Annotated in this window: 24 protein-coding genes and 1 pseudogene; 10 read left to right on the top strand and 15 right to left on the bottom strand. The window is 72.3% G+C overall.

Annotated features, from left to right (window positions below; all coding sequences use genetic code 11):
- Nucleotides 1-12: 12 nt before the first annotated feature.
- Nucleotides 13-471 carry a redox-sensitive transcriptional activator SoxR gene (soxR, locus tag ACWC2T_RS05590; protein WP_450669168.1) on the bottom strand — a complete coding sequence of 153 codons (459 nt, stop codon included), beginning with the start codon at nt 469-471 and terminating at the stop codon, nt 13-15.
- A 116-nt stretch (nt 472-587) separates the two neighbouring features.
- On the opposite strand from soxR, the gene ACWC2T_RS05585 reads away from it, so the two are divergent.
- The gene (locus ACWC2T_RS05585; protein WP_450669167.1) at nt 588-1,049 is read left to right on the top strand and encodes a MaoC family dehydratase; all 462 of its coding nucleotides are present in this window, start codon (nt 588-590) and stop codon (nt 1,047-1,049) included.
- A gap of 13 nt (nt 1,050-1,062) precedes the next feature.
- On the opposite strand, the gene ACWC2T_RS05580 is transcribed toward ACWC2T_RS05585, so the two are convergent.
- The 3 genes from ACWC2T_RS05580 to ACWC2T_RS05570 all read right to left on the bottom strand — a co-directional run bounded on the left by ACWC2T_RS05580 (nt 1,063) and on the right by ACWC2T_RS05570 (nt 3,258).
- The gene (locus ACWC2T_RS05580) at nt 1,063-1,686 is read right to left on the bottom strand and encodes a TetR/AcrR family transcriptional regulator (protein WP_450669166.1); all 624 of its coding nucleotides are present in this window, start codon (nt 1,684-1,686) and stop codon (nt 1,063-1,065) included.
- A 73-nt stretch (nt 1,687-1,759) separates the two neighbouring features.
- Nucleotides 1,760-2,047, bottom strand: coding sequence for a YiaA/YiaB family inner membrane protein (locus ACWC2T_RS05575; protein ID WP_450669165.1), 288 nt, complete (start codon nt 2,045-2,047; stop codon nt 1,760-1,762).
- 59 nt (nt 2,048-2,106) lie between these two features.
- Nucleotides 2,107-3,258, bottom strand: coding sequence for an acyl-CoA dehydrogenase family protein (locus tag ACWC2T_RS05570; protein WP_450669348.1), 1,152 nt, complete (start codon nt 3,256-3,258; stop codon nt 2,107-2,109).
- Nucleotides 3,259-3,336: 78 nt separating this feature from the next.
- Between ACWC2T_RS05570 and ACWC2T_RS05565 the strand changes: the two genes are divergently transcribed.
- From ACWC2T_RS05565 to ACWC2T_RS05555, 3 genes are all read left to right on the top strand, one after another.
- Nucleotides 3,337-3,984: a TetR/AcrR family transcriptional regulator gene (locus ACWC2T_RS05565; protein WP_450669164.1), complete on the top strand. Its 648-nt coding sequence runs from the start codon at nt 3,337-3,339 to the stop codon at nt 3,982-3,984.
- Between the two features lie 41 nt (nt 3,985-4,025).
- Complete coding sequence (locus tag ACWC2T_RS05560; protein WP_450669163.1) at nt 4,026-4,733, top strand: ArsR/SmtB family transcription factor; 708 nt, start codon at nt 4,026-4,028, stop codon at nt 4,731-4,733.
- Nucleotides 4,734-4,814: 81 nt separating this feature from the next.
- On the top strand, nt 4,815-5,756 hold the full coding sequence (locus ACWC2T_RS05555; protein ID WP_450669162.1) for a DMT family transporter: 942 nt from the start codon (nt 4,815-4,817) through the stop codon (nt 5,754-5,756).
- A 6-nt stretch (nt 5,757-5,762) separates the two neighbouring features.
- On the opposite strand, the gene ACWC2T_RS05550 is transcribed toward ACWC2T_RS05555, so the two are convergent.
- The 10 genes and pseudogenes from ACWC2T_RS05550 to ACWC2T_RS05505 form a co-directional block, all read right to left on the bottom strand.
- Entirely contained in the window at nt 5,763-6,845 is a 1,083-nt protein-coding gene (locus ACWC2T_RS05550) for a Zn-dependent alcohol dehydrogenase (RefSeq protein ID WP_450669161.1), read from the bottom strand.
- Nucleotides 6,846-6,861: 16 nt separating this feature from the next.
- Entirely contained in the window at nt 6,862-8,250 is a 1,389-nt protein-coding gene (locus tag ACWC2T_RS05545; RefSeq protein ID WP_450669160.1) for an aldehyde dehydrogenase family protein, read from the bottom strand.
- 160 nt (nt 8,251-8,410) lie between these two features.
- The gene (locus tag ACWC2T_RS05540; RefSeq protein WP_450669159.1) at nt 8,411-9,751 is read right to left on the bottom strand and encodes an ABC transporter ATP-binding protein; all 1,341 of its coding nucleotides are present in this window, start codon (nt 9,749-9,751) and stop codon (nt 8,411-8,413) included.
- A gap of 146 nt (nt 9,752-9,897) precedes the next feature.
- Nucleotides 9,898-10,575: a class F sortase gene (locus tag ACWC2T_RS05535; protein WP_450669158.1), complete on the bottom strand. Its 678-nt coding sequence runs from the start codon at nt 10,573-10,575 to the stop codon at nt 9,898-9,900.
- Nucleotides 10,562-11,236, bottom strand: a complete 675-nt coding sequence (locus ACWC2T_RS05530; protein WP_450669157.1) for a hypothetical protein — start codon at nt 11,234-11,236, stop codon at nt 10,562-10,564. The genes ACWC2T_RS05535 and ACWC2T_RS05530 overlap by 14 nt, the downstream gene beginning before the upstream one ends.
- A 137-nt stretch (nt 11,237-11,373) precedes the next feature.
- Nucleotides 11,374-11,898 (bottom strand): annotated as a pseudogene (locus ACWC2T_RS05525) (MFS transporter); the annotation flags it as partial.
- A 23-nt stretch (nt 11,899-11,921) separates the two neighbouring features.
- The gene (locus tag ACWC2T_RS05520) at nt 11,922-13,307 is read right to left on the bottom strand and encodes a CitMHS family transporter (protein ID WP_450669156.1); all 1,386 of its coding nucleotides are present in this window, start codon (nt 13,305-13,307) and stop codon (nt 11,922-11,924) included.
- Nucleotides 13,308-13,431: 124 nt separating this feature from the next.
- Nucleotides 13,432-15,663: a molybdopterin oxidoreductase family protein gene (locus tag ACWC2T_RS05515; protein WP_450669155.1), complete on the bottom strand. Its 2,232-nt coding sequence runs from the start codon at nt 15,661-15,663 to the stop codon at nt 13,432-13,434.
- 664 nt (nt 15,664-16,327) lie between these two features.
- Nucleotides 16,328-16,945 (bottom strand): TetR family transcriptional regulator, encoded by a 618-nt coding sequence (locus tag ACWC2T_RS05510; RefSeq protein ID WP_450669154.1) that lies wholly within the window; start codon nt 16,943-16,945, stop codon nt 16,328-16,330.
- A 64-nt stretch (nt 16,946-17,009) separates the two neighbouring features.
- Nucleotides 17,010-17,567 (bottom strand): hypothetical protein, encoded by a 558-nt coding sequence (locus ACWC2T_RS05505; RefSeq protein ID WP_450669153.1) that lies wholly within the window; start codon nt 17,565-17,567, stop codon nt 17,010-17,012.
- A gap of 212 nt (nt 17,568-17,779) precedes the next feature.
- Here ACWC2T_RS05505 and hmgA point away from each other — a divergent pair, with 212 nt between their 5' ends.
- Genes hmgA through ACWC2T_RS05490 form a run of 3 tightly spaced genes read left to right on the top strand, consistent with a single transcriptional unit; the run spans nt 17,780 to nt 21,065 of the window.
- Nucleotides 17,780-19,090 (top strand): homogentisate 1,2-dioxygenase, encoded by a 1,311-nt coding sequence (gene hmgA, locus ACWC2T_RS05500; RefSeq protein WP_450669152.1) that lies wholly within the window; start codon nt 17,780-17,782, stop codon nt 19,088-19,090.
- Between the two features lie 45 nt (nt 19,091-19,135).
- Nucleotides 19,136-19,885, top strand: coding sequence for a GntR family transcriptional regulator (locus ACWC2T_RS05495; RefSeq protein ID WP_450669151.1), 750 nt, complete (start codon nt 19,136-19,138; stop codon nt 19,883-19,885).
- A 25-nt stretch (nt 19,886-19,910) separates the two neighbouring features.
- Nucleotides 19,911-21,065, top strand: a complete 1,155-nt coding sequence (locus ACWC2T_RS05490; protein ID WP_450669150.1) for a type ISP restriction/modification enzyme — start codon at nt 19,911-19,913, stop codon at nt 21,063-21,065.
- A 118-nt stretch (nt 21,066-21,183) separates the two neighbouring features.
- Here ACWC2T_RS05490 and ACWC2T_RS05485 read toward each other — a convergent pair whose 3' ends face one another.
- A complete protein-coding gene (locus ACWC2T_RS05485) occupies nt 21,184-21,906 on the bottom strand; it encodes a TetR/AcrR family transcriptional regulator (RefSeq protein ID WP_450669149.1) in 723 nt (240 codons plus the stop codon).
- Nucleotides 21,907-21,969: 63 nt separating this feature from the next.
- Between ACWC2T_RS05485 and ACWC2T_RS05480 the strand changes: the two genes are divergently transcribed.
- From ACWC2T_RS05480 to ACWC2T_RS05470, 3 genes are read left to right on the top strand one after another with little or no spacing between them, the layout of a single operon-like run.
- Nucleotides 21,970-22,929 carry an ATP-binding cassette domain-containing protein gene (locus ACWC2T_RS05480; RefSeq protein WP_450669148.1) on the top strand — a complete coding sequence of 320 codons (960 nt, stop codon included), beginning with the start codon at nt 21,970-21,972 and terminating at the stop codon, nt 22,927-22,929.
- Nucleotides 22,926-23,708 carry an ABC transporter permease gene (locus tag ACWC2T_RS05475; protein WP_450669147.1) on the top strand — a complete coding sequence of 261 codons (783 nt, stop codon included), beginning with the start codon at nt 22,926-22,928 and terminating at the stop codon, nt 23,706-23,708. The genes ACWC2T_RS05480 and ACWC2T_RS05475 overlap by 4 nt, the downstream gene beginning before the upstream one ends.
- Nucleotides 23,709-23,751: 43 nt before the next feature.
- Complete coding sequence (locus ACWC2T_RS05470) at nt 23,752-24,960, top strand: CaiB/BaiF CoA transferase family protein (protein WP_450669146.1); 1,209 nt, start codon at nt 23,752-23,754, stop codon at nt 24,958-24,960.
- Nucleotides 24,961-25,033: the final 73 nt, after the last annotated feature.

The following is a 25,033-nucleotide window of genomic DNA, read 5'->3' as shown; positions in this document are numbered from 1 at the left end:
GGGGCGGGGCCCTCAACGCCTCTCGCCGAACAGGGACGAGCCCGTGAGCCGTTCGCCGTACACGTCGTCCGGGTTGGACAGCACACAGTTCTCCAGGGACAGGCACCCGCAGCCGATGCAGTCGGTGAGGTGATCGCGCAACCGGTTCAGCTGCTTGATGCGTTCGTCGAGTTCCGAGCGCCACTTCTCCGACAGCCGCGCCCAGTCCTCCCGGGTCGGTGTGCGTTCCTCGGGCAGCTCGGCCAGGGCGACCCGGATCGTGGCCAGCGGAATGCCGACCCGCTGCGCGGCCCGTACGAAGGCGACCCGGCGCAGGGTGTCGCGGCTGTACCGGCGCTGGTTACCGGGGGTGCGGCGGCTGCTGATCAGGCCCTTGGACTCGTAGAAGTGCAGCGCGGAGACGGCGGCGCCGCTGCGCGCGGACAACTGGCCGACGGTCAGCTCGTGGATCTTCTCGGGGATCTGGGGCACCCCTCAGAGCCTAGTGCCCCGGCGCCGGTGGCGATCCGTTGACAGGCGGCCCTCACCCGACCATGCTAAGCAGTTGCTTAGAGATATGAGCAAGAGGCGAGCGAGAGGCCGGGAACATGGCAGAACCGAGGACCTTCACCTCCCCCGACGAGCTGAAGGCGGCCGTCGGCGAGCAGCTGGGGCACACCGACTGGGTGGAGGTCGACCAGAAGCGCATCGACCTGTTCGCCGAGGCCACCGGCGACCACCAGTGGATCCACGTGGACCCGGAGAAGGCCGCCGCGGGCCCCTTCGGGACGACCATCGCCCACGGCTACCTCACCCTCTCCCTGCTGCCGCTCTTCGGCCCGCAGCTGATCCGGGTCGAGGGCGTGAAGATGGGCGTGAACTACGGCACCAACAAGGTCCGCTTCCCCTCCCCCGTCCCCGTCGGTTCCCGGCTGCGCGCCACCGCGAAGATCACCGGCGTCGAGGACGTCGCCGGCGGCGTCCAGGTGACCGTCGCCTTCACCGTGGAGCGCGAGGGCGGCGACAAGCCGGTGTGCGTCGCGGAGTCGGTGTCCCGGTACTACCTGTGAGCCCAGGGGCCCGCTACTTCGCCCCGACCATCCGGAGCACGAGGTCGGCGTAGAGCGCGCCGACCTCGTCGGGAGTGAAGGGGCCGTCCACGGTGAACCAGCGGGCCACGTCGATGCACAGGGACAGCACGGCGAGCGTGGTGCCCTTGACGTCCAGCACGTCGAACTCGCCCGAGGCCACGCCGTCCTCGATGATCCCGCGCACCTCGGCGTCGACCTGGCGGCGCAGTGCGACGATCTCGGCGCGGGCCTCGGGGCCGAGCGCGTCGAGTTCGTACTGCACGACCCGAGCGGTGGTGCGCCGCCCCGCGTGCCAGCGGACGAAGGAGCTGACCGCGTCGGCCAGCCGCTCGGTCGCGGTGCCCTCCCGCAGCGCGGCCGTGCGCAGGATGTCCAGGGCCTTGTCGTGGCCGATCCGGCTGATCCGGTGGAGCAGCTCCTCCTTGGTCTTGTAGTGGATGTAGAGCGCGGCCGGGCTCATGCCGGCGCGGCCCGCGATGTCACGGGTGGTCGTCGCGTGGTAGCCGCGCTCGGCGAAGGCCTCCACGGCGGCGACGAGCAGCCGCCGGGCCGCGTCCGGGGTGACCTCTTCCCACGGCTCCGCTTCGCCGCCGGTCGTCTCCTCCGCCGTACTCATCGCTCGCTCGCCCCTCTCGATGACAGGAGCACCACCATACCGCCGAAGGTGAGCGGGCGCTTAGTGCAGCCGGTCAGAGCTTCTCGAAGGGGTCGTGTTCGGCCAGCAGCTTCTCCAGGCGCGCCTGGTCGACGCGGCTGACGATCTGCCCGGCCTCCTGCCGGTCCCGGATCACCTTGGCGAGCGTGAAGGCGGAGGTGACGAGATAGAGGACGGCGATGGCCAGGAAGGCGCGCACCCATGCGTCGGCACTGAGCTGGTAGATGCCGACGGCGGTGGCCACCATGGCGACTGCGAAGGACGCGACGGCCTGACCGTAGAAGGCGGCCGTGCTCTGCTGTTTGACCGGTGTGTCACTCATGGGAAGAGCATCGGCGGATGTGGCCCGCGCCACATCCGCTCGCGTACTCAGATCGGTACTCAGAACGCCGAAACCCCGGTCAGGGAACGCCCGATGAGCAGCTTCTGGATCTGGCTGGTGCCCTCGTACAGGGTCATCACGCGGGCGTCGCGCAGGAGTTTGCCGGCCGGGTACTCGTCGATGTAGCCGTAGCCGCCGAAGACCTGGAGGGCGTTGTTCGCGGCGCGGACGGCGGCCTCGGAGGCGAACAGCTTGGCCTTGGAGGACTCGACGGCGAACGGCTGCCCGCGGTCGATCAGATCGGCGACGCGCCAGGTGAGCAGCCGGGCGGCGTCCACGTCGACAGCGATGTCGCTGATCAGCTCCTGCACCAGCTGGTGGTGGGCGATGGGCCTGCCGAACTGCTCGCGCTCACCGGCGTACCGCACGGCGGCGTCCAGCGCGGCCTGGGCGATGCCGACACAGCCCGCGGCCACCGACATCCGCCCCTTGGCCAGGGCCGACATGGCGACGGAGAAGCCCTTGCCCTCCTCTCCCAGCATCGCCGTGGCGGGCACCCGCACATCCTCCAGGACCAGCTCGGCGGTGGCCTGGCCGCGCAGGCCGAGCTTGCCGTGGATGGTGCGCCGGGTCAGGCCGGGGGCGCTGGTGGGCACGAGGAAGGCGGACACGCCCTTGTGGCCGGGGGCGTCGGTGGAGCGGGCGAAGAGCAGGACGACGTCCGCCCACGTCCCGTTGGTGATGAACATCTTGGCGCCGTTGATGACGTAGTCGTCGCCGTCGCGTACGGCACGGGTGGTGAGGTTGCCCGCGTCGGAGCCGGTGCCGGGCTCGGTGAGGCCGAAACAGCCGACGTACTCGCCCGCGGTCAGCCCCGGCAGCCAGCGCCGCTTCTGCTCCTCGTCGCCCCAGGCGGCGATCGTCTTGGCCACCAGGCCCAGCGAGACGGAGACGATGCCGCGCACCGAGGAGTCGCCGCGTCCCAGCTCCTCCGTGACCAGGCAGTACGCGAGGTGGTCGCCGCCCGAGCCGCCGAACTCCTCGTCGATGGTCAGACCAAGGAAACCCACCTCGCCGAGCTTCTTCACGATGCCCCGGTCGACCTCCTCGGCGCGGTCCCAGGTGACGACGTGCGGAGCGATCTCACCTGCCACGAACTCCCGGGCCAGCCGCCGGACCGCGGTCTGCTCCGCACTGAGCTCCAGGTTCACCACGAGATCACCCCATTTGAAATCCGTACATTTAAATTAGCACTGCTAGTTTCTGTTCGCAGCCCTACTATGTGCGCCATGGCCCGACCGCGCAAGCCCCTCCTCAGCACCGACCGGATCGTCGAGACGGCCCGGGAACTCGTGGACCGGGAGGGCCTGGCGGCCGCCTCCACCCGCCGGCTCGCCGCCGAGCTCGGGGTGAGCGGGCCCTCGCTCTACAACCACTTCCGCACCAAGGACGAGATTTTGGAGGCGGTCGCCGACTCGGTGAGCGCTCTGGTGGACCTGTCGATGTTCGAGGACGGCCGGGACTGGCGCACCGCGCTGCACGACTGGGCCGTCTCCTACCGGGCCGCCCTGCGCGACCACCCGAACATCGTCCCGGTCCTGGCGCGTGGGCCCGGGCGCCGCCCGGCGGCCCTGCGGCTGGCCGACGCCGTGTACGGCGCGATGGTCGACGCCGGCTGGCCGCCGGCCCAGGCCACCTCCATCGGCGCGCTGATGCGGTACTTCATCATGGGCTCCGCGCTCGGTTCGTTCGCCGGGGGGTTCGTGGACGACGCGAGCGCGTACGACCCCGCCGACTATCCCCACCTCGGCCAGGCCCATCTGCTCGCCGAGCAGCAGGAGAAGATCGACGAGCGGGCCTTCGAGGCGGGACTGAGCGCGCTGCTGGACGGGCTGGCGCAGCAGTACGAGCAGGTACGGCAGGGCGTGCAGCGATAGTTCGGTGGGCGCCGAAGTGTCCGTACCGCATGCTGGGTGGCATGACCACGAAGGATCCGCAGGCCGCCGGACTCGCGTCGCTCGCCGCGCTGATCGCCGACGAGACCCGGGCCGCGTGTCTGCTGGCGCTGCTGGACGGGCGGGCCTGGACCGCCGGTGAACTGGCCCGGCACGCCGGGGTCGCCGCGTCCACGCTCAGCGAGCACCTCGGCAAACTGGTGGCCGGGGGTCTCCTGGCGGAGGAACGGCAGGGGCGCCATCGGTATGTGCGGCTGGCCGACGCGCGTGCGGCGGGGCTGGTCGAGGAACTCGCGGCGCATGTGCCTGCGCCGGGTGAACGGCCACGTTCGCTGAGGGAGTCGAGCGCGAAGTCAGCGATGGCTCGGGGGCGTACCTGTTACGACCATCTCGCGGGGCGGCTCGGGATCGCGGTCACCGATGCGCTGACCGTCCGGGGGTTGCTGCGGCAGGACACGGGGTTCGCGCTCACGGATGCGGGAGTGGAGTGGTTCGGCGCGGCGGGTATTCCGCTGAACGTTTCGAGCCGGCGTCCGCTCGCCCGTGCGTGCCTCGACTGGACCGAGCGGCGGCCCCATCTCGCGGGGGCGGCGGGGGCCGCGTTGTGCCGGCATGCGCTGGACGCGGGGTGGTGTGTGCGGATCGGGTCGGAGCGGGCGGTGAAGGTGACTCCCTCGGGGGAGCGGGTGCTGTCGGACCTGTTGGGAATCACTTCGGAGGCGTTGCGCTGAATCCGGCCACCGGGGCGGGACGTTGTGTGGCCGTCCGATATCCGCCAGCCCAGTCAACGATCCGTACCTAACCTCAGGAGCATGATGAACGTCAACCGAAGCCGGGCCCGACTGCTCGCCACCGGCGCCGCCTGCGTGACCGTCGTCCTCTGGGCCTCCGCCTTCGTGGCGATCCGGAGTGCGGGCGAGGCCTACTCCCCCGGTGCGCTGGCCCTTGGGCGGTTGGCAGCCGGGGCCCTCGGACTCGGGGTCATCTGGGCGATACGGAGGGAAGGGCTGCCTCCCAGGGCCGCCTGGCGGGGGATCCTGCTGTCCGGGGTGCTGTGGTTCGGGCTCTACATGGTCGTGCTGAACTGGGGCGAACAGCAGGTGGACGCGGGGACGGCGGCGCTCGTCGTGAATGTCGGGCCGCTGCTGATCGCCCTGCTCGGGGCCCGGCTGCTGGGCGATCCGATGCCGCCGCGGCTGCTGGCGGGCATGGTCGTGTCGTTCGCCGGTGCGGTGACCGTCGGGCTGTCGATGTCCGGCGGCGGGGGCAACTCCGTGCTCGGGGTGGCGCTGTGTCTGCTCGCCGCGGTGGCGTACGCCGGCGGGGTCGTGGCGCAGAAGCCCGCGCTGGGGCACGGGAGCGCGTTGCAGGTGACGACGTTCGGGTGTCTGGTCGGTGCGGTGGGCTGTCTGCCGTTCGCCGGGCAGTTGGTGCACCAGGCGGCCCACGCGCCCCTGTCGGCCACCCTCAACATGCTCTACCTGGGCGTCTTTCCGACCGCGCTCGCGTTCACGACCTGGGCCTACGCCCTCGCCCGCAGCACGGCCAGCCGGATGGGCGCGACGACGTACGCCGTGCCCGCACTGGTGGTGCTGATGTCCTGGCTGGTGCTCGGTGAGGTGCCGGGCGTGCTCACGATGGCCGGTGGGGTGCTGTGTCTCGCGGGTGTGGCCGTGTCGCGGTCCCGGGCCCGCGGGGGCCGGGTGGTCCGGGTCGCGGCCGATGCGCGGCCGCGACCCGAGAACGTGCGCTGATCCGCCTCAGAACACCACCAGCGCCCGGCCGCCCTTGCCCGCGAGCATGTTCTCGAAGGCGGCCGGGATGCCCTCCAGGGCGATCCGCTCCGTCACCAGCGCGGAGAGGTCCAGGCGGCCCTCCCGCACGTGCTCGGCGAGCACCGGGATGTCGCGGGCGGGGTCGGTGTTGCCGTAGACGCAGCCGGACAGGGTGCGGCCCCAGTGGAAGATCTCCAGGGCGTTGAAGGTGACCTCCTGGTCCTTGCCGCCGATGCCGACGACCGTCGTACGGCCGCCGCGGCGGGTGGAGTCCCAGGCGGCGCGGATCGACACCGCGCGCCCCACGCACTCGACCGAGACGTCGACGCCCTGCTTGCCGGTGAGGGCGCGGATCTCCCGCGGGGTGTTCTCCGAGGCGAGGACGTAGTCCGTGGCGCCGGCCGCGCGGGCCAGTTCCTCCTTCTCCGGGGAGACGTCGACCGCGATGATCCTGGACGCGCCCGCGAGGCGGGCCGACTGGAGGGTGGCGAGGCCGACGCCGCCCGCGCCGAAGACGGCGACCGTCTCGCCGGGGCGGACCTTCGCCGAGTGGTGGACGGCGCCGTAGCCGGTGAGGACGGCGCAGCCGAGGAGGGCCGCGTCCACCAGCGGCACCCCCGCCGGGAGGGGCAGCACGCAGGACGCGGAGACGACGGTCTCCTCGGCGAACGCGGCCACGTTCAGGCCGGGGTGCAGCTCGGTGCCGTCGGTGGTGCGGGCGTAGACGTCGGCGGCGCCGTTCAGGGCGTTGGCGCACAGCCAGACTTCGCCGAGCGTGCAGGCATGGCAACTCCCGCAGGACGGGGCCCAGTTGAGGACGACGGGGTCACCCTCGGCGACATGAGTGACGCCCTCGCCGACGGCCACGACGGTGCCGGCGCCCTCATGGCCGAGGACGGCCGGGACGGGGACGCGCATGGTGCCGTTGGACAGGGACAGGTCGGAGTGGCAGACACCGGCGGCGGCGAGGCGGACCCGGACCTGTCCGGGACCCGGGTCGGGCAGGTCGATGCCGGTGATCTCCAGTGGTGCGCCGATGGCGGGCAGGACGGCGGCTCGTACGGCCATGGGTTCGCTTGCTTCCTTAGAACTGGAGGGACTTGGTCTGGAGGTACTCGGCGAGTCCGTGCGCGCCGAGTTCCCGGCCGACGCCGGACTGCTTGTAGCCGCCGAAGGGGGCGAGGGGGTTGAACCGGCCGCCGTTGATGTCCACCTGGCCGGTGTCCATGCGCCGGGCGAAGGCGACGGCCTCGGCCTCGTCACCGGCCCAGACGGCACCCGCGAGGCCGTAGACCGTGCCGTTGGCGATGCGCAGGGCGTCCTCCTCGTCGTCGTACGGCAGAATCGACAGGACCGGGCCGAAGATCTCCTCCTGGGCGATGGTCATCTCCGGGGTGACGTCCGCGAAGACCGTGGGGCTGACGAAGTAGCCCTTCTCGTGCGGGGATTCGGGGCCGCCGGCGACCAGGCGGGCGCCCTCGGCGAGGCCCTTCTCGATGTAGCCGCGCACCCGCGCCTGCTGCTTGGCGCTCACGACCGGGCCGATCCGGTCGCCGTACCTGGCGGCGGCCGCGGCTGCCAGTTCCACGGCCTCGCCGTACCGGTCGCGGTGGACCAGCATGCGGGTCCAGGCGCTGCAGGTCTGGCCGGAGTTGGACATCACGTTGGCCACGCCGACGTTCACCGCCTTGGCGAGGTCGGCGCTCGGCAGGATGACGTTGGCGGACTTGCCGCCGAGTTCGAGGGCGACCTTCTTGACGGCCGCGCCCGCCACCGCGCCGATCTGCCGGCCGACCGCCGTGGAGCCGGTGAAGGAGACCAGGTCCACGCCCGGGTGCTCGGCGAGCGCCTGACCGGCCACCGGGCCCAGGCCGGTGACCAGGTTGAACACGCCCGCCGGTACGCCCGCCTCGTGGACGGCCTCGGCGAACAGCTGGGCGGTCAGCGGGGTGTCCTCGGCGGGCTTGAGGACGATCGTGCAGCCGGCGGCGAGCGCGGGGGCGACCTTGGCGACGATCTGGTGGAGGGGGTAGTTCCAGGGGGTGATCGCGCCGACCACACCGACCGGCTCGTGCAGGACGGTGGAGTTGCCGACCTTCTCCTCGAAGGGGTGGCTCGCCGCCAGCTCGGCGTAGGAGCCGGCGACGGCGATCGGCACGGCCGTGTGCACCGCCTGGGAGAACGGCAGCGGGGCGCCCAGTTCGGCCGTGACCGTCTCGGCGATCTCGTCCTTGCGGGCCACGAGGATGTCGCGGAGGGCGGTCAGGCGCGCGGCGCGCTCGGCCGGCGGCGTGGCGGCCCAGGCGGGCAGGGCGGCGCGGGCCGCGCGTACGGCGGTGTCGACGTCCAGGGCGCCGCCCGCCGGGACCCGGGCGATGACCTGCTCGTCGGCCGGGTTCACGACCTCGATGACATCGGTGCTCTCGGCGGGGCGCCAGGCGCCGTCGATGTACAGGCCGTCGTGTGCCTTCATGGTGCGTTCCTCCCGGCGGGTCTGCGTCGTCCGGCACACAAACTAGCGACGTTAGTTTTTTGGCGCCAGACGCACTCCGGCGCCGGACGCGGTGCGACGCCGGACGTACCAGGACATCATCGCCGGGGCGGCCCGTGCTCACTCTCGCGGGTGTCGGAGCTCACTCGTCCAGGTCGGGCAGCCGGTCGGGGGACGGGCAGATGCGGTCGCCCTGCTGGTCGAAGACGAAGAGATGGGCGAGGTCGACGAGGAGCGGGACCTGCATGCCGTGGTGCAGCCGCAGGTCCGGGGTGGTACGCACCACCAGGTCGCCGGGGAGCCGGCCCTCCGGCGGCGCGGGCTCGGGTGCGCCGTCCTCGGGGTGTTCGAGCACCACCACCGGTCCGGCGCGCCGTGACCCCGCCCGTTCGCGCAGCCGGTCCAGCACGGTCGGGCCCTGACTGCGGCGCCGCCGCGTCGGCCGGGCGGCCGGGCGCGGGGCCTCCAGATCGGGTACGACGGCGGGGCGGGAGCCGGTGTTGAAGTGGACGAGGATCTCGTGTCCCTGGAACTCCACGTGCTCCACCAGCCCGGTGATCGCCACCTCCCCCGGCCGGGCGGAACTGTGCCTGGCGATGCGCACCGCCTCCGAGCGCAGTCCCACGATCACCTCGCGGCCCTGCTGCACGCGCAGCAACTGGTGGTCCAGACAGAGCGGTTCGGGCAGCCGCAGGGCCTGCTTGCCGAGGCTGATGGTCATGGCGCCGTCCAGCGGGGCGCGGACCAGGCCGCGCAGCAGGTTGATGCGCGGGGTGCCGATGAAGGCGGCGGTGAAGACGTTGCGGGGCAGTGCGTAGACCTGGCGCGGGGTGCCGACCTGCTGCAGCACCCCGCCGCGCAGCACGGCGACCCGGTCGCCGAGGGACATCGCCTCGGCCTGGTCATGGGTGACGTACACGGTGGTGACGCCCAACTCGCGGGTCAGCTGGGATATTTCGGCCCGCAGCCGGTTGCGCAGCTTGGCGTCGAGGTTGGACAGCGGCTCGTCCATCAGGAAGGCGGAGGGGTGGCGGGCGATGGCTCGGCCCATGGCGACGCGCTGCCGCTCGCCGCCGGAGAGCTGGCTCGGGAAGCGGTCGAGCAGGTCCTCGATGCCGAGCATGCGGGCGGTGGCCGCCACGCGCGGGGCAGGGTCGGCGCCGGGGTCCTCGATGCGCAGCGGGAAGCCGATGTTGTCGGCGCTGGTCATGTTGGGATAGAGGGCGAAGTTCTGGAAGACCATGGCCATGCCACGCTCGGAGGGCTGCCAGTGGTTGGCGCGCTCGCCGTCGAGCAGCAGCTCGCCGGCGTCGATGTCCTCCAGGCCGGCGATCATCCGCAGCACGGTGGACTTGCCGCAGCCGGAGGGGCCGAGCAGGACCAGGAACTCGCCGGGCGCGATGTGCAGGGAGAGCCCGTCGACCACGCGCGTGCCGCGGGTGTAGGACTTGCTCACGTCGTGCAGTTCGATGGCGCGTGTCATGCCTGCCGCCCCCGGGGGCTGTCCGGAGCGCCGCTGCTCCGTGGTCCGAAGGCCCCGCGGGTCGAACGGGGCCTGTGCGTCACGGAAGTTAACGGAATGTGGCGGGCCGGGGGAAGGCTGCGCGCGGCCCGTCCCACTACTTGGTCCTACTTGGTCGCGGTCAGGTGCGCGAAGACCACGACGTTGCTGGTGTAGCCCGTCCGGCGGTTGTAGAAGCCGCCGCAGGTCAGCACGCGCAGTTCCGGTCGCCCGGCCGGGGCGTAGACCTCCTTGTCCGGGAAGCCGGCCTTGTCGAAGACCTTCATCCGGTCCACGGTGTAGACGGCGGTACGGCCGTCGGCGCGCCCCACCTCGATGAGCTTGCAGGGTTTGATCTGGGCGAGCGCGGCGAAGACGGCCGGCCCGGTCATGGTGTCCCGGTGGCCGACGGCGATCGCGGTGCCGTACTCGCCCGGCGTGGGGCCGCCCTCGTACCAGCCGACCAGCTTGGGCTTGTCCACGGGCGGGGTCTGAAGCTGCCGGTCCTTGTCGAGCCGGAGGGCCGTGATCGGCGCGTCGACGCCCAGGAAGGGGATGCGCAAGGACGTGGGCCGGGAACGGGGCAGCGGGTCCGGCGGGGGCTCGGCAGGGGGCGGACAGGACTCCTCCCCGCTCGCGCCCGCTCCGCCCGCGGCCACCGCGTCCGGGTCACCCGCCCGGCCGGGCCCGGGGTGCCCGCCCCCGCACCGGCTCCCGACCGTCACCAGGACGGTCACCAGCAGGGCCGTCCTGGCGAGGCGGTAGGCGCGGGTCCGGTACCAGGGCCTGCGCCTACGCGGCGCCATCGAGCCGCCGGCGGTTCCGCCGGAAGTACACGGCACCGCCGACCGCCGTCAGGCCCACGGCACCCGCCGCGGCCACCGGCGAGTACGCCGCGGCGGTGTCGATGAGGCCGCCGCCGCCCGCGTGCACACCGCCCCGCGGCGGATCGTCCTCCTTCCCGCCCCAGCCCGGGCCGTCGTGCTCCCTGTGGTCGTGGTCGCCGCGGTGGTCCTCGATCTGCCCGTTCGGACCGTGTTCGTCGTGATGGTCGTGGCAGTTGACGCGGAAGAGTTTCTCCTTGACGGCACCCGCCGCAACCCAGGTGAGCTTGTACTGCCCGTCGGTCAGGCCGATCACATCGGTGTGCCCGGCGCCGCCGGCGAGCGTGATGACGCCGGTGACGGTGGCCGCACTGGGCAGCGGGGGCTGCGCCTGGATGATGTAGGGGATGTTGGGCAGGATGTCGAAGTTGACGGCGTCCAGGTAGAACTTGCAGACCACTGGCTCATCCTTCGTGACACCGTAGGGCACGCCCACGCTGTGCACTCTGATGTCGCCGTTCTCCCCTTGGGCAACCGCGTTCGGTGCCGCCACCCACGACGAACCCACCGCGGCGAGGGCGGCGAGGACGACAGTGGCGCCCGCACGGGGACCGAAGGCACGTGGTGAGGTCTGAGTGGGCATGCACATTCCTCCGAGTCAGACGATTTTCATACAAATCGCTCTTTCGCCTGAACTCTGCGCGATGAACGTCTCGACCCGCGGCACCGACGCACGACGCGCCGTCAGAGATCGCTCGTGCGGCGCAATCCCGAGCGCCTCGCCCGCTCCCCCGCCACCACGAGGGCGAGCGCGCTGCTGCGGGCCATGTCGGGGCCGATCAGGGCGCCCGCGGCGACGGGGCCGATGAGCTGGCCGAGCGAGGCGCCGATGGTGAAGTGCCCGAAGTTGCGGTCCTGTTCGTGCGGCGCGGACCGGCGGGCGACGAGCGACTGGGCGCCGATGACGAAGCAGAGGTGGCCGAGGCCCATCACCCCGCTCCACAGGGCCATCGCCCGCAGGGAGCCGGCCAGTCCGCTCAGCGCACAGCCGCCGGAGATCAGGACCACGCCCGCCGGGAGCAGGGGCGCGCAGCGGCCGTGGTCGGTGCGCCGGCCGAGCGGTACGGCGGCGAAGAGCGGGAGCAGCGCGTAGACGCCTGCGATGACGCCGACGGCGCGTTCGTCGGCGCCCAGCGCGAGGGCCCGGTAGGAGACGGCGGGCCGGGCCATCGACACCGCCCCCTGCGCGAAGCCGAAGGCGAGGACGAGGCGGAGCAGCCAGCCGCGGTTCCCACCGGACGCCATGGGTCGATCCCTCCCTGGAGATGTCAGACGATGCCGAAGAGGATCCCCGCCCCGAGCACCACCAGGGATGTCAGGGCGGCCCACTTGACCACGAACCGGGTGTGGTCGCCGAACTCCACCTTGGCCATGCCGACCAGGACGTAGACCGCGGGGACGAGCGGGCTGGACATGTGCAGGGGCTGGCCGACGATCGAGGCGCGGGCGATCTCGAGGGAGGAGACGCCGTGCGCGTGACCCGCCTCGGCGAGCACCGGCAGGATGCCGAAGTAGAAGCCGTCGTTGGACATGAAGTACGTCAGCGGGATGCTCAGCACACCGGTGACCAGGGCCATGTGCGGGCCCATGCCGTCGGGGACGTGGTGCACCAGCCACTTCGCCATGTGGTCGACCATGCCGGTGCCCTGCAGGACGCCGGTGAAGACGGCGGCGGCGAAGACCATGCCGGAGACGTTCAGGACGTTCTCGGCGTGGGCGGCGATCCGGGCCCTCTGGTCCGGCATGTGCGGGAAGTTGACGGTCAGCGCGAGCGCCGCGCCGAGCAGGAACAGCACCGGGATCGGCAACCACTCCATGACCATGGCGGTGAGCAGGGCGAGGGTGAGCAGCGCGTTGAACCAGTAGAGCTTGGGGCGCAGGGTGGCGCGGTGCGGGTCGAGGCCCTGGAAGCCCTCGCCGTCGTCCGGCTCCTCGGGCAGGCCGTGCCCCGAACCGCCGGTACGTGCAGGGAAGTTGCCGGAGCCCGCACCGACGAGGGCGGTCTCCTTCTCCTCCACCAGCACCTCGTCCAGCGTGAGCACGCCGAGCCGCCTGCGCTCGCGTCGGCCGAGGATGCAGGCGAGGGCGAACACGAACAGCAGGCCGACGGCCAGCGCCGGGATCATCGGTACGAAGACATCGCTCGCGTCGACCTTCAGCGCGGTGGCGGCGCGGGCGGTCGGGCCGCCCCACGGCAGCGTGTTCATCACGCCGTTGGCCATGGCGGCCACGCCGGTCATCACGACCAGGGACATCTTCAGGCGCTTGTACAGCGGGTACATCGCCGAGACGGTGATCATGAAGGTGGTGGAGCCGTCGCCGTCGAGGGAGACGATCGCGGCGAGGACCGCCGTACCGAGGACGATGCGCAGCGGGTCGGCCTTGCAGAACCTGAGGATGCCCCGCACGATCGGGTCGAAGAGGCCGACGTCGATCATCACACCGAAGTAGACGATCGCGAACATGAGCATCGCCGCGGTGGGCGCGAGGCCGGTGACGCCGTCGATGACATAGTCGCCGAGCTCGGCGCCCTTGCCCACGAACACGCAGAACAGCGCGGGTATGAGCACGAGCGCCGCGATCGGCGACATCTTCTTCAGCATGATCAGGACCAGGAAGGTCGCGATCATGGCGAAGCCGAGGATGGTCAGCATGAGTGGATACCTAACGTTCGCCCTTGAACATCCCACCTGGGGGTCGGCGGTGCGATGACGTTAGGTCCCGTCGAATGGCCTCAACAAGATGTTGACGCGTGAGCAATAAGCGCGAAAGTCCAGGTCACAGACTTGCGGTGAGCTGGATGGGGACTCCGTTCAAGACAGCGTTGCCGGAGAGCGGGTCGAGCAGGCTGCCGTCGAGGAGCTGGTTGACATTGACACCGGGGCTCTTCACGGCGTGGCTCATCCGGATTCCGGCGCGGTCGTGGCCCCAGCCGTGCGGCAGGCTCACCACCCCGGGGCGTACGGCGTCGGTGACCTCGGCCGGGGCCACCACCTCTCCCCCGGCGCCCTGCACCCGTACGTCCGCCCCGTCCCGGACGCCGAGCCGGGCCGCGTCCTCGGGGTGGATGTGCAGGGTGCAGCGGTTGGAGCCGCCGGTGAGGGCGGGCACGTTGTGCATCCAGCTGTTGTTGGAGCGAAGGTGGCGGCGGCCGACGAGGACGAGGCCTTCGGGCCGCTCGCGCAGCGCGTGGCGGAGCCTGGGCAGATCGGCGGCGATCGGCTCGGGCAGCAACTCCACCTTGCCGCTCACGGTCTTCAGCGGCTGCGGCAGGCGCGGGCGCAGCGGGCCGAGGTCGATGCCGTGCGGGTGGGCAAGCAGCTCGGCGAGGGTCAGCCCGTCGGGCCGTACGCCGAAGCCGTCGCCGTACGGGCCGAGGCGGAGCATCATGTCCAGCCGCCGTTCGGGGCCGCTCTCGCCGGTGAGCTGCGCGGCGAGTTCCTTGGGATCACGGCCGTACACCGGCGAGTGCTCCTCCTGTACGGCCTTGCCGAGGGCCTGGTCGACGACCATCGCGTCGACGGCGGCCGGGTCGGCACCGTGCATGCCGGTGGCCGCGAGGATCAGCCGGGCGAGGATCTCGCTCTCGGCCATGCGGCCGGGCTCCAGCGGGACGGCGGGGCGGCTGTAGCGGACCTGGTTGCGCACGGCGAGGGTGTTGAAGGCGAAGTCGTGGTGCGGGCTCTGGGAGGGCGGGGGCGGGGGCAGTACGACGTCGGCGTGGCGGGAGGTCTCGTTCAGGTACGGGTCGACGCTGACCATGAAGTCCAGGGAGTCCAGGGCCTTGTCGAGGCGGTCGCCGTCGGGTGCGGAGAGCACCGGGTTGGCGGCGACGACGATCAGCGCGCGGACCGGCTCCCCCTCGTCCGTCGCGGTGTCGATCTCCTCGGCCAGCGCAGAGAGCGGCAACTCGCCCTTGGCCTCGGGCAGTTGGCGTACCCGGGAGTGCCAGCGGCCGAGCGCGAAACCGCGGCCGGGGCCCGCCGGGCGGGGCGCCTTGTCGGTGGCGGCCTGCGGGAAGAGGGCGCCGCCGGGCCGGTCCAGGTTGCCGGTGAGGATGTTGAGGACGTCCACCAGCCAGCTGGCCAGGGTGCCGTGCGGGACGGTGCAGCTGCCGATGCGGGCGTAGACGGCGGCGGTGGGGGCGGCGGCGAGTTCGCGGGCGAGGGCACGGATGGTCTGCGCGTCGACGTCACAGGCCTCGGCCACGGCGTCCGGCGTGAAGTCCCTTATGGCTTCCCGGAGTTCGGTGAGTCCCTGGACGTGGGGGGCGAGGTGGGCGAGGTCGACCAGGTCCTCGGCGAAGAGGGTCTGGGCCATCGCGGCGAGCAGCAGGGCGTCGGTGCCGGGGCGGATCGCCAGGTGCCGGTCGGCGAGCTTCGCGGTGCGGGTGCGGCGCGGGTCCACCACGGTCAGGTGTCCGCCGCGGGCCTTGAGCGCCTTGAGCTTGCCGGGGAAGTCGGGGGCGGTGCACAGACTGCCGTTGGACTCCAGCGGGTTGGCGCCGATGAGCAGCAGGTGGTCGGTGTGGTCCAGATCCGGTACGGGGATGGCGTTCGCGTCGCCGAAGAGCAGCCCGCTGGAGACGTGCTTGGGCATCTGGTCGACCGTGGAGGCGGTGAACAGGCTGCGAGTGCGCAGGCCGGCGAGGAGAACCGGCGGATAGAGGGCGCCGGCCACGGTGTGCACGTTGGGGTTGCCGAGGACCACGCCGACGGAGTCCGGCCCGTGCCCCTCCACGACCGGGCGCAGTCCGGCCGCGACCGCGTCGAAGGCCTCCCCCCAGGTGGCCTCGCGCAACTCGCCGTCGCGGCGGACGAGCGGGGTGCGCAGCCGGTCGGGGTCGGAGTCGACGGCCCCGAAAGAGGCGCCCTTGGGGCAGATGAACCCCTTGCTGAAGACGTCCCCGCGGTCACCGCGGGCGCCGGTGACACGGGTGCCCTCGATGGTGAGGGTCAGCCCGCAGGTGGCCTCGCACAGGGGGCAGATTCGCAGGGCGGTGCGGGACACGGGTCCTCCCGGTGGGTCGGCGACGGTGCCGGACGAGCGCGGACGGCCACGCCAGGCTCGACGAGAGCATACCGACCGGTATGCACGGAGGGGAGCCCCGCCGGGTGTCCGTTCCGCATCGACTGGGCGAGCCGTTCGGCCGCGGGCGGCGGGTGGGGGCCGGGGGGTGCGTCTCGGGCGGGGCAGAGGGTACGGCCGGGCGGACGGCGCGTCTCGGGCGGCGCACGGCTCGCCTCGGGCGTGGGCAGAGGGCGCGGCGCGGGCGTAGGCGGATGCGCGTGACGGCGCGGGGGCAAGGCGGGAGGGGGTATCGCATGCGTCGGCGAGGGACGCACGGGGTTGGGCGCCGGGCGCAGTCTCGGGTGCAGGCGGAGAGCACAGCGCGAAGGTGTCACGGGGCCACGCACCCCCGGGGCCTCGACGGAGGGCGCGCCGCAGATGCGCCACGCAGGCACGCGCCCTGAAGGGGCGTCGGGCCGGCACGCACTCGCGACCAGGCCGGTCCGGCACGGACCGCACCAAGCGGTCGGGCGAGCGCACGCCCTGGGTACGTCACGCGGACACACCCCCAGTACGCGCCGACCGAGCACGCGCTCCGGCAGCCACGCACCACCCCAAGCGGCCGGGTCAGCGCACTCGCGGGAAGCACGTGGGCCCCGGTGGGTCAGTCGAGGACGCGGGCCAGGTATGCGCGCAGCAGTTCCCGGGTTTCGGTGATGATCGCCTCGTCGCCGGCCGGGTCGGTTCGGAAGGCCAGGTGGACGAGGGTGTCCGCGCTCTCCACGGCGACCAGGAAGACCCGGCGCAGGTCGTCGTCGGGGGTGCGGCCGAGGTAGCCGGAGAGGAGGTCGGTGAGGCGGTCGGCGACACGGGTGTTGGGCTCGGTGTGCCGGGCGCCGACGGGTATCTGGTTGCCGAAGTCGACCAGGGAGAAGCCGGGCGCGGTGCGCTTCATGGCCAGGTACTCGTCCAGGACGGCGTCCATCGCGGCCCGCCAGTCTCCCGTGCGCGCCTTCTGCAGCCGCTCGGTGACCCGCTCGGTGTACCGCTCCAGGTTGCGCTGGGCCAGGGCGTCGGCCATCTGCCGCTTGTTGCCGAAGAACCGGTAGACGGAGCCGATGGGCACACCGGCGCGCAGGGCGACCGCGCGGGTGCTCAGGGCGTCGTAGCCGACCTCGTCGAGGAGTTCGGCGCAGGCGTCGAGGATCCTGGTCAGCCGTTCGGCACTGCGCCGCTGGACGGGCGCACGGCGGAGCGATGTCGCGTGGGGCACGGACTTCATGATGCCTCTCCGCCGGGACCGGGTGAACCTCGCCCTCCTGTACGGAGAAGAGTGCCCGGTGCACTCACTTCCCGGTGGCCGGGCTCGCCGTGCCGGCCGGCGTCGCACCCGGCGTCGTCTCCGCGTCGGACACCGTTATGTCGGCGGTGCTCTGCACCGGCTTGCCGTGCACGGCCCACACGGTGCCGTCGTCGGCGTACAGACGGGCGGTGACGTGGTGGGTGCCGTGCGGGACGAGACCGTCGGGCAGGTGGTACTCGTGGGAGCGCAGCCGGGTGATCCGGCGGCCGTCGACGAAGAGGTACGCGAGCCCGCGCCCGGTGACCGCCGTGGACCCGGTCCCGGGTGCGGAGCAGCGGAAGTGGTGGAACGTCAGCCGGACGTGCCAGCCGCCGCCGGAGTCCGGGGTCACCTCGACACCGACCTCCGGCGCGTTCTTCCTGCCGACCTCGCGCAGATGCCGGCCGGTGGAGTCGGTGTCGTCCAGGACCTTGCCGACCGGCGAGGAGGCGACCGTGCCGCCGTGGGCGTGCCCGGTCGAGCAGGCCGCCGCGCCGAGCGGCAGCAGGACGCCCGCCGCGAGCACGGCGAGCGTTCTGCGGGTCCACGACGTCCTCGGCATGCCCCGGAGACTAGAACAACCCTCCAGTCCGCCGAATCCGCCTGAAGTCTGGTTCTGCCCATCCTGAGGGGTCCCCCTGGCGAAGTACGAGCGACCCGCTCTCCGGCGGAGTACCGCTGCCCTCTTGCGCCCACCCTCAGCGATTCCTACGGTGATACATAGGAATAGGGGAGCGCGATCAACAGCGCGATCAGGAGCGCAAGGGAGCGATCATGAGCGGGGACGCGCGGAAGACTGCCGCGGGACTGTCGTATCTGTCCGGGTTCGGCAACGAACACGCCTCCGAGGCGGTGCCGGGCGCGCTGCCCGAGGGCCGCAACTCGCCGCAGCGGGCGCCGCTCGGGCTGTACGCGGAGCAGCTGAGCGGTACGGCGTTCACCGAGCCGCGGGCGCACAACCGCCGCTCCTGGCTCTACCGCATCCGGCCCTCGGCCGCGCACCCGGCGTTCACCCGCACCGGCAACGGCGCGCTCCGCACGGCCCCCTTCACCGAGACCGTGCCCGACCCCAACCGGCTGCGCTGGAACCCGCTGCCCGAGCCGCCGGCCGGCACCGACTTCCTCGCCGGCCTGTGGACGCTCGGTGGCAACGGCGACGCCGGCCAGCGCACCGGCATGGCCGTGCACCTGTACCACGCGAACGCCTCGATGGAGCGCGTCTTCTCCGACGCCGACGGCGAGCTGCTGATCGTTCCGGAGCGCGGCGGGCTGCTGCTGCACACGGAGTTCGGCCGGCTCGCTGTGGAGCCGGCACATGTGGCGCTGATTCCTCGTGGGGTGCGCTTCCGTGTGGAGCTGCTGGATGACTCAGCGCGGGGTTATGTGTGCGAGAACTATGGGGCGCCCTTCCAGCTGCCCGACCTCGGTCCGATCGGCGCCAACGGCCTCGCCAACGCCCGGGACTTCCGGGCGCCGGTCGCCGCGTACGAGGAAGTGGAGGGGCCGGTGGAGGTGGTGAACAAGTTCTGCGGCAACCTCTGGACCGCCACCTACGACCACTCCCCGCTCGATGTGGTCGCCTGGCACGGCAACCATGTGCCGTACATCTATGACCTGCGCCGTTTCAATGTGATCGGCACCATCTCCTACGACCACCCGGACCCGTCCATCTTCACGGTCCTGACCTCCCCCTCGGACACCCCGGGCCTGGCCGGCGTCGACTTCGTCGTCTTCGCCCCGCGCTGGCTGGTGGGCGAGGACACCTTCCGGCCGCCGTACTTCCACCGGAACGTGATGAGCGAGTACATGGGCCTGATCGAGGGCGCGTACGACGCCAAGGCGGAGGGCTTCGTGCCGGGCGGCGGCTCGCTGCACAACATGATGTCGGCGCACGGCCCGGACCGGGAGACCTTCGACCGGGCCAGCGCGGCCGAGCTGAAGCCGCATAAGATCGACGACGGTCTGGCCTTCATGTTCGAGACCCGCTGGCCGGTGGCCCTCACCCCGCACGCGGCCGGCGCCGACCACCTCCAGCGGCGCTACGACGACGTGTGGCAGGGGCTCCAGCGCCATTTCCGCGCATGACGCCTGTGTTGCGCCTGACGTTCACCGACAGGTACGGATAGCCGTGTGACCTCCTTCGCTCCGGATTCGATCGTCCTGAACCGCAAGCTGCCGCTGTGGTACCAGGTGTCGCAGTCGCTGCGCGCCTCGATACTCGGCCGCTCCCCCGAGGACCCGCTGCGGCTGCCCACGGAGGAGCAGCTGGCGGAGCACTACGGCGTGAGCGTGCTGACCATGCGGCAGGCGCTGAAGGAACTGGAGGACGAGGGGCTGATCAGCCGCCACCGGCGGCGCGGCACGTTCATCGAGCCCGGCGTCCGGCGGGGCTCGCCCGTCCGGCTGCTGGGCTCGGTGGACGCGATCGTGGCCCAGCAGTCCGGGATGACGACGGAGCTGCTGGACCACGGCATGACACCGGTGCCGGCCGGAGTGACCGAGTACTTCCCGGGCCTCGCGGAGGTGATGACGTACCACCGCCTGCGCAGCGACGAGAAGACCGGCGAGCCGACCAACCACGCGGTCAACCACATCCGCCCCGAACTCGCCGCGCGCATCGACCTGGACGACCTCGTCCGCTGGCCCATGACCAAGGTGCTGCGCGACGTCGTCAAGGCGGACATCAGCCGTATCACGGACACCGTGGAGGCCAGGCTCGCCGACCCGGAGACCGCCCGGCTGCTCCACGTCCCGCTGCTCAGCCCGATCCTGCACTACACGGGGGTGACGTATGACAGCGCGGGGCGGGTGCTGGACGTGGCGGTGATCCAGTACCGGGGGGACCGGTTCTCCTTCACGGTCACCCTGGAGGCGACCTGATACCGGGTCGCGGACAGGCCGTACCATGCCCTGCGTGACGTACGACGACGCTCCGCTGCTGGCGGACCTCATGCCGTGGTCCGTCGCACCGCTGCGGCCGGGCCGTGCCTGGCCGGCGGCACCCGACCCCGGCGTCCTGAAGGCCCGCTGGGAGGCCCTGCTGACGGCCGAAGGGGCGGACCGGGAGGCCCTGTTCGAGCCGACCCGCGCCCGCACCCTGAGCTCCGCGGTAAACCAACTCCCCGGCCAGTCCACCGGTACCGAGCGCCTGGCCCGCGCCGAGGGCCCCTGCGCCGAGCCGGTCCGCGTCCTGGCGGCGCCCTTCGACGAGCAGTGGCTGATCCCGGACCACCGGCTGATCGACACCGCGCGCCCGGAGCTGTGGCGGGTGGCGGATGCGCACCAGGTCTTCACGGTGGAGACGGGAGACGGGGACGACCCGCTCCTGGCGACCTCGCTGCTGCCCACCCTCCGCACCGGCCGCGTCCGCCCCCTGTACCGCCGCCCCGGCGGCAGCGAACCGAACCTCGCGCCGGGTCTGACGGCCCACCTCGCCGACCGCCTGGGCGCGTCCCCCACCGCGGTCGACGTCCTCTCCTGGATCCTCGCGGCCACCGGCCCCGACCTGACCGTCCCGCTCACGGACGACCCCGGTCTCTGGTCGGCCGGCGTCGGACTGGGCCGCCGCATGCTGTGGTTGATGCGCCGCGACGGCGAACGGCCCAAGCTGCCGGGCGGCCGCCGCCCCTACGTCCGCGCGCCCCTGCCGGCCCGGCCCGTCACGCTTCACTACGACCCGGAGGAGGAGACGCTCCACGTCGACGAGGGCCGCGTCTCCCCCGTGCCACCTCAGGCCTGGGACTACGAGGTGGCCGGGGTCCGGGTCCTGGAGTCCTGGTTCACCCTCCGCACGACCCCGGCCGAGCCGGGCACCCTGGCGGCGATCCGCCCGGCCGCCTGGCCGCAGGCCTGGACCTCGGAACTGCTGGAAACGATCACGGTGCTGGCCCTGCTGGCGGAACTGCGGCCGCAGCGGGCCGAGTTGAAGGTGACCTCCCCGATCACGGCGGCCGACCTGCGCGCGGCCGGCGTCCTCCCGGCACCGGAGGCCTCCCGCCGCCCCGCCTCCGTCCTGGACCATCACGAGGAGGGCCCGGAGGGGCAGTTCGCGCTGATCTAGGCGTATTGACCCGCAGGGTTGTTCACGCGGGTGATGGGTGGCTGCCCTCCGAGTGCGGTGTGGCATCGGTGATGGTTGTGCTCGATGAGCGTGAACCGACGCTCGGCGCACTGCCGGTTCAACGGTTGCCGCGGCGCGGGTCGAAACCGTCGAGCACCCGCACCAACGCCCGCTCCAGCACCGCCTCCAGGTCGATCGGCCCCGCGTCCTCGGCGAACGCCGCCGCCATCCTCGGATACGCGCCGGAGGCGACCTGCCCCCCGAGATATGCGATCCGGGCCGCGTTCTCCTCGTCCTCCGACCACGGCAGCGCCCGCACCCGCTCCGCCGTGTCGATCTCGTTGCGCACGTACGTCGTCACGACGCCGTTCAGCATCGCGATCAGCTCCAGCTTCGTGCCGTAGGAGGCCTCCAGCGGGTCCAGGCAGGCCAGGCAGTGCTCCAGATACCGCAGGGCGTGAGGGCTGAAGCCGTACGCCGGTGACATCAGCCGCGGCATCCACGGATGCCGGCGCAGCAGCTCACGCGTCTGGCGGGCGACGCGGAGCAGGTCGGCCCGCCAGTCCCCGCTCGGCTCCCACGGCACGTGTTCCCCGCTGACCGCGTCCACCATCAGCTCGTACAGGTCCTCCTTGCGGGGGACGTAGTTGTACAGCGACATCGTGCCGCAGCCCAGCTCGCCAGCGACATGCCGCATCGACACCGCGTCGAGCCCCCGCTCGTCGGCGATCCGTACGGCGGCCGCCGCGATGTCCTCGCGGGTGTACGCCGGCCGCGGACCCCGGCCGGCCCGCTCGGGCCGCGTCCAGATCACTTCGGGGACGGCACCTCGGACTGCCATCGGTCATCACCTCGACCACCATCCTAGTTACGTACGGCGTACGTAGTGCGATATGGTCGCGCCATGACTACTACTACGTACGCTGTACTTAGTGAGGGCCTGGAGAAGCGCTTCGGTGCCGTGCATGCCCTGCGGGGCCTCGATCTGGCCGTCGCCCAGGGGGCCGTCTGCGGGCTGCTCGGACCGAACGGAGCCGGCAAGACGACGGCCGTACGGCTGCTGACCACGCTGCTGCGGCCGGACGCCGGATCGGCGCGGGTCGCCGGGCACGATCTCGTCCGGGAGGCGGAGGCCGTACGCCGCCGCATCGCCGTGACCGGCCAGTTCGCCTCGGTCGACGGCGACCTCACCGGCCGGGAGAACCTCCGGCTGTTCGCCCGGCTGCACCGGGTGCGCGGGCCGGCCGCACGGGCGGACGAGCTGCTGGAGCGCTTCGGGCTGACCGAGGCCGCCGGCCGCAGGGCCTCGGCCTACTCCGGTGGCATGCGGCGCCGGCTGGACCTCGCGGCGAGCCTGATCGGCCGCCCCGACGTGCTGTTCCTCGACGAGCCGACCACCGGACTCGACCCTGCCGGCCGTGCCCGCGTCTGGCAGGCGGTGCGCGATCTGCGGGCGGACGGCACGACCGTGCTGCTGACCACCCAGTACCTTCAGGAGGCGGACCAACTCGCGGACGACATCGCGGTGGTGGACCGGGGCCGGGTGGCGCACACCGGTTCGCCCGCCGAGCTGAAGGCGCTCATCGGGTCGTACGCGGAGGCCGTGGTCGCGGACGACAGCGCGCTGACGCAGGCGGCGGCCGTGCTCGATCAACTGGCCGGCAGCGCGCCCGTGTTCGACGCCGCGCGCAGGGCCGTCGGTGCCGTCACCACCGATCCGACCCTGACCCTCCCGCGCCTGGTGCGCGCACTCGACGCGGCGGGCGTGCCGCTGCTGGACGTGAGTCTGCGCCCGCCCACCCTCGACGACGTCTTCCTGCGGCTCACCGGAGAGTCCGCCGACAGCAAGGAGCTCGCGGCATGAGCACGTTGGCGTACGACGGCCTGGCGATGACCGGCCGACAGCTGCGCCGGGTCCGCAACAGTCCGGGCCTGGCGGTCCTGACCCAGATGATGCCCGTCAACATGCTGCTGTTCTTCGGTTATGTGTTCGGCAGCGCACTCGCGATGCCCGGTCGCGAGTACCGGTCCTTCCTGGTGCCGGGGCTGCTGGTCGCGACCGCGGCGGGCGGGCTGATGACCGGCATGTTCCAGGCCGCTGCGGACACCCACCGGGGTGTGATGGACCGGTTCCGCACGATGCCGGTGAGCCGGGCCGCCGTCCCCCTCGGGCAGGCGGCCGCCGATCTCGTCGTCACGGCCATCGGGACCGTGCCGCTGCTGCTGGCCGGGCTCGCGGTGGGCTGGCGGATCGAGGGCTCCGCGCTCGACGCGGCCGGTGCGGTGGGACTGCTGCTGCTCTTCCGGTTCGCCTGCACCTGTGCCGGGATCTTCCTCGGGCTGCTCACCCGCAGCGAGGACGCGGCCGGGCAGCTCGGGGCCTCCTCCTTCGTGCTGCCACTGCTGTCCAACGCCTACATCCCGACCGGCAACCTGCCGGGGTGGCTGCGCGCCCTCGCCGAGTGGAACCCGATCAGCGCGGTGACGAGCGCCCTGCGGTACCTGTTCGGCAACGCGCCGGTCGCGCGCGACTCCGCCTGGCCGGTGGCCCACCCGGTCGCCGGGGCGCTCGCCTGGAGCCTGGTCCTGACCGCGGTGTTCCTGCCGCTGGCCGTGCGCCGGTACGCCCACGGGGGCCGATGACGGGTTACTGACAAACCCGCCGGTCACGGGCCATGATCCGGTCATGGAACAGCGCTCGGATCAGCAGCCCCTGCCCCTCGCGGGCATCACCGTCGTCGCCGTCGAACAGGCCGTGTCCGCGCCCTTCGCGACCCGGCAGCTCGCCGACCTGGGCGCCCGGGTCATCAAGGTGGAGCGGGTCGACGGCGGCGACTTCGCGCGCGGCTACGACACGGCGGCCCGCGGTCTCGCCTCGCACTTCGTGTGGTGCAACCGCGGCAAGGAGTCCCTCGCGCTGGACCTGAAGGACCCGCGCGGCCTGGAAGCCGTACGGCGGCTGGTCGCGGACGCGGACGTGTTCGTGCAGAACCTCGCCCAGGGGGCGGCGGCCCGCCTCGGCCTCGACGCGGCCACGCTGTGCGCGGCGCACCCACGGCTGATCGCCGTGGACATCTCCGGCTACGGCTCCTCGGGGCCGTACGCGGACAAGCGGGCGTACGACATGCTCGTGCAGTGCGAGGCGGGGCTCGTGTCGGTGACCGGGACGCCGGAGCAGCCGGTGAAGGCGGGCGTCCCGGCGGCGGACATCGCGGCGGCCATGTACGCGTTCTCGGGCGTCCTGGCGGCCCTCGTCCGGCGCGGGACGACCGGGCGGGGCGGGCCGGTGGAGGTGTCGATGCTGGAGGCGCTCGCCGAGTGGCTGGGGCATCCGCTGCACCATGCGATGCACGGGGGTGAGCCCCCGGCGCGGACCGGCCTCGCGCACGCCGTCATCGCGCCGTACGACGCCTATCCCACGGCGGACGGCGGACGGGTGCTGCTGTCCGTGCAGAACGACCGGGAGTGGCGGCGGCTGGCCGAACAGGTCATGGGCCGCCCGGAACTGGCAACGGATCCGGCGTATGCGACGAACGCGTCACGGGTCGCGAACCGGGAGAAGACGGACGAGCTGGTGGCGCGGGCGCTCGGCGTACTGGACGCCGAGGAGGCCCTGGCCCGGCTGGAGAAGGCCGACATCGCCTGTGCGCGGCTGCGTGACCTGCACGAACTGGCCGCACATCCGCAACTGGCGGCCCGGGAGCGGTGGCGTGAGGTGGGGTCGCCGGTCGGGCCGCTGAAGGCGCTGCTGCCTCCCATCACTCTGCCGGGCGGGGACGAGGCGCGGATGGGTGATGTGCCCGCGCTCGGGCAGCACACCGGGGCGCTGCTGCGTGCCGTGGGGATGACGGACGACGAGATCGCAGCGATGCGCCGGGACGGTGTGGCGGCCTGAGCGCCGACGGCCCGGAGGGGCTCCGGGGGCCGCCCGGCCGGGTCGGCGGCGGCTCGATGGTGGCTCGACGGTC

This window comes from Streptomyces sp. NPDC001393 (assembly GCF_053597455.1).
The sequence above is the reverse complement of the archived record's forward strand: the minus strand, read 5'-3'. Positions and strand labels throughout refer to the sequence as shown.

Bases quoted from the DNA above. Each gene is read 5' to 3' on its own strand.
- ACWC2T_RS05585 (WP_450669167.1), top strand. From the start codon at position 588: ATGGCAGAACCGAGGACCTTCACCTCCCCCGACGAGCTGAAGGCGGCC.
- ACWC2T_RS05580 (WP_450669166.1), bottom strand. From the start codon at position 1,686: ATGAGTACGGCGGAGGAGACGACCGGCGGCGAAGCGGAGCCGTGGGAA.
- ACWC2T_RS05575 (WP_450669165.1), bottom strand. From the start codon at position 2,047: ATGAGTGACACACCGGTCAAACAGCAGAGCACGGCCGCCTTCTACGGT.
- ACWC2T_RS05565 (WP_450669164.1), top strand. From the start codon at position 3,337: ATGGCCCGACCGCGCAAGCCCCTCCTCAGCACCGACCGGATCGTCGAG.
- ACWC2T_RS05560 (WP_450669163.1), top strand. From the start codon at position 4,026: ATGACCACGAAGGATCCGCAGGCCGCCGGACTCGCGTCGCTCGCCGCG.
- ACWC2T_RS05555 (WP_450669162.1), top strand. From the start codon at position 4,815: ATGATGAACGTCAACCGAAGCCGGGCCCGACTGCTCGCCACCGGCGCC.
- ACWC2T_RS05550 (WP_450669161.1), bottom strand. From the start codon at position 6,845: ATGGCCGTACGAGCCGCCGTCCTGCCCGCCATCGGCGCACCACTGGAG.
- ACWC2T_RS05545 (WP_450669160.1), bottom strand. From the start codon at position 8,250: ATGAAGGCACACGACGGCCTGTACATCGACGGCGCCTGGCGCCCCGCC.
- ACWC2T_RS05540 (WP_450669159.1), bottom strand. From the start codon at position 9,751: ATGACACGCGCCATCGAACTGCACGACGTGAGCAAGTCCTACACCCGC.
- ACWC2T_RS05535 (WP_450669158.1), bottom strand. From the start codon at position 10,575: ATGGCGCCGCGTAGGCGCAGGCCCTGGTACCGGACCCGCGCCTACCGC.
- ACWC2T_RS05530 (WP_450669157.1), bottom strand. From the start codon at position 11,236: ATGCCCACTCAGACCTCACCACGTGCCTTCGGTCCCCGTGCGGGCGCC.
- ACWC2T_RS05520 (WP_450669156.1), bottom strand. From the start codon at position 13,307: ATGCTGACCATCCTCGGCTTCGCCATGATCGCGACCTTCCTGGTCCTG.
- ACWC2T_RS05510 (WP_450669154.1), bottom strand. From the start codon at position 16,945: ATGAAGTCCGTGCCCCACGCGACATCGCTCCGCCGTGCGCCCGTCCAG.
- ACWC2T_RS05505 (WP_450669153.1), bottom strand. From the start codon at position 17,567: ATGCCGAGGACGTCGTGGACCCGCAGAACGCTCGCCGTGCTCGCGGCG.
- hmgA (WP_450669152.1), top strand. From the start codon at position 17,780: ATGAGCGGGGACGCGCGGAAGACTGCCGCGGGACTGTCGTATCTGTCC.
- ACWC2T_RS05490 (WP_450669150.1), top strand. From the start codon at position 19,911: ATGCCCTGCGTGACGTACGACGACGCTCCGCTGCTGGCGGACCTCATG.
- ACWC2T_RS05485 (WP_450669149.1), bottom strand. From the start codon at position 21,906: ATGGCAGTCCGAGGTGCCGTCCCCGAAGTGATCTGGACGCGGCCCGAG.
- ACWC2T_RS05480 (WP_450669148.1), top strand. From the start codon at position 21,970: ATGACTACTACTACGTACGCTGTACTTAGTGAGGGCCTGGAGAAGCGC.
- ACWC2T_RS05475 (WP_450669147.1), top strand. From the start codon at position 22,926: ATGAGCACGTTGGCGTACGACGGCCTGGCGATGACCGGCCGACAGCTG.
- ACWC2T_RS05470 (WP_450669146.1), top strand. From the start codon at position 23,752: ATGGAACAGCGCTCGGATCAGCAGCCCCTGCCCCTCGCGGGCATCACC.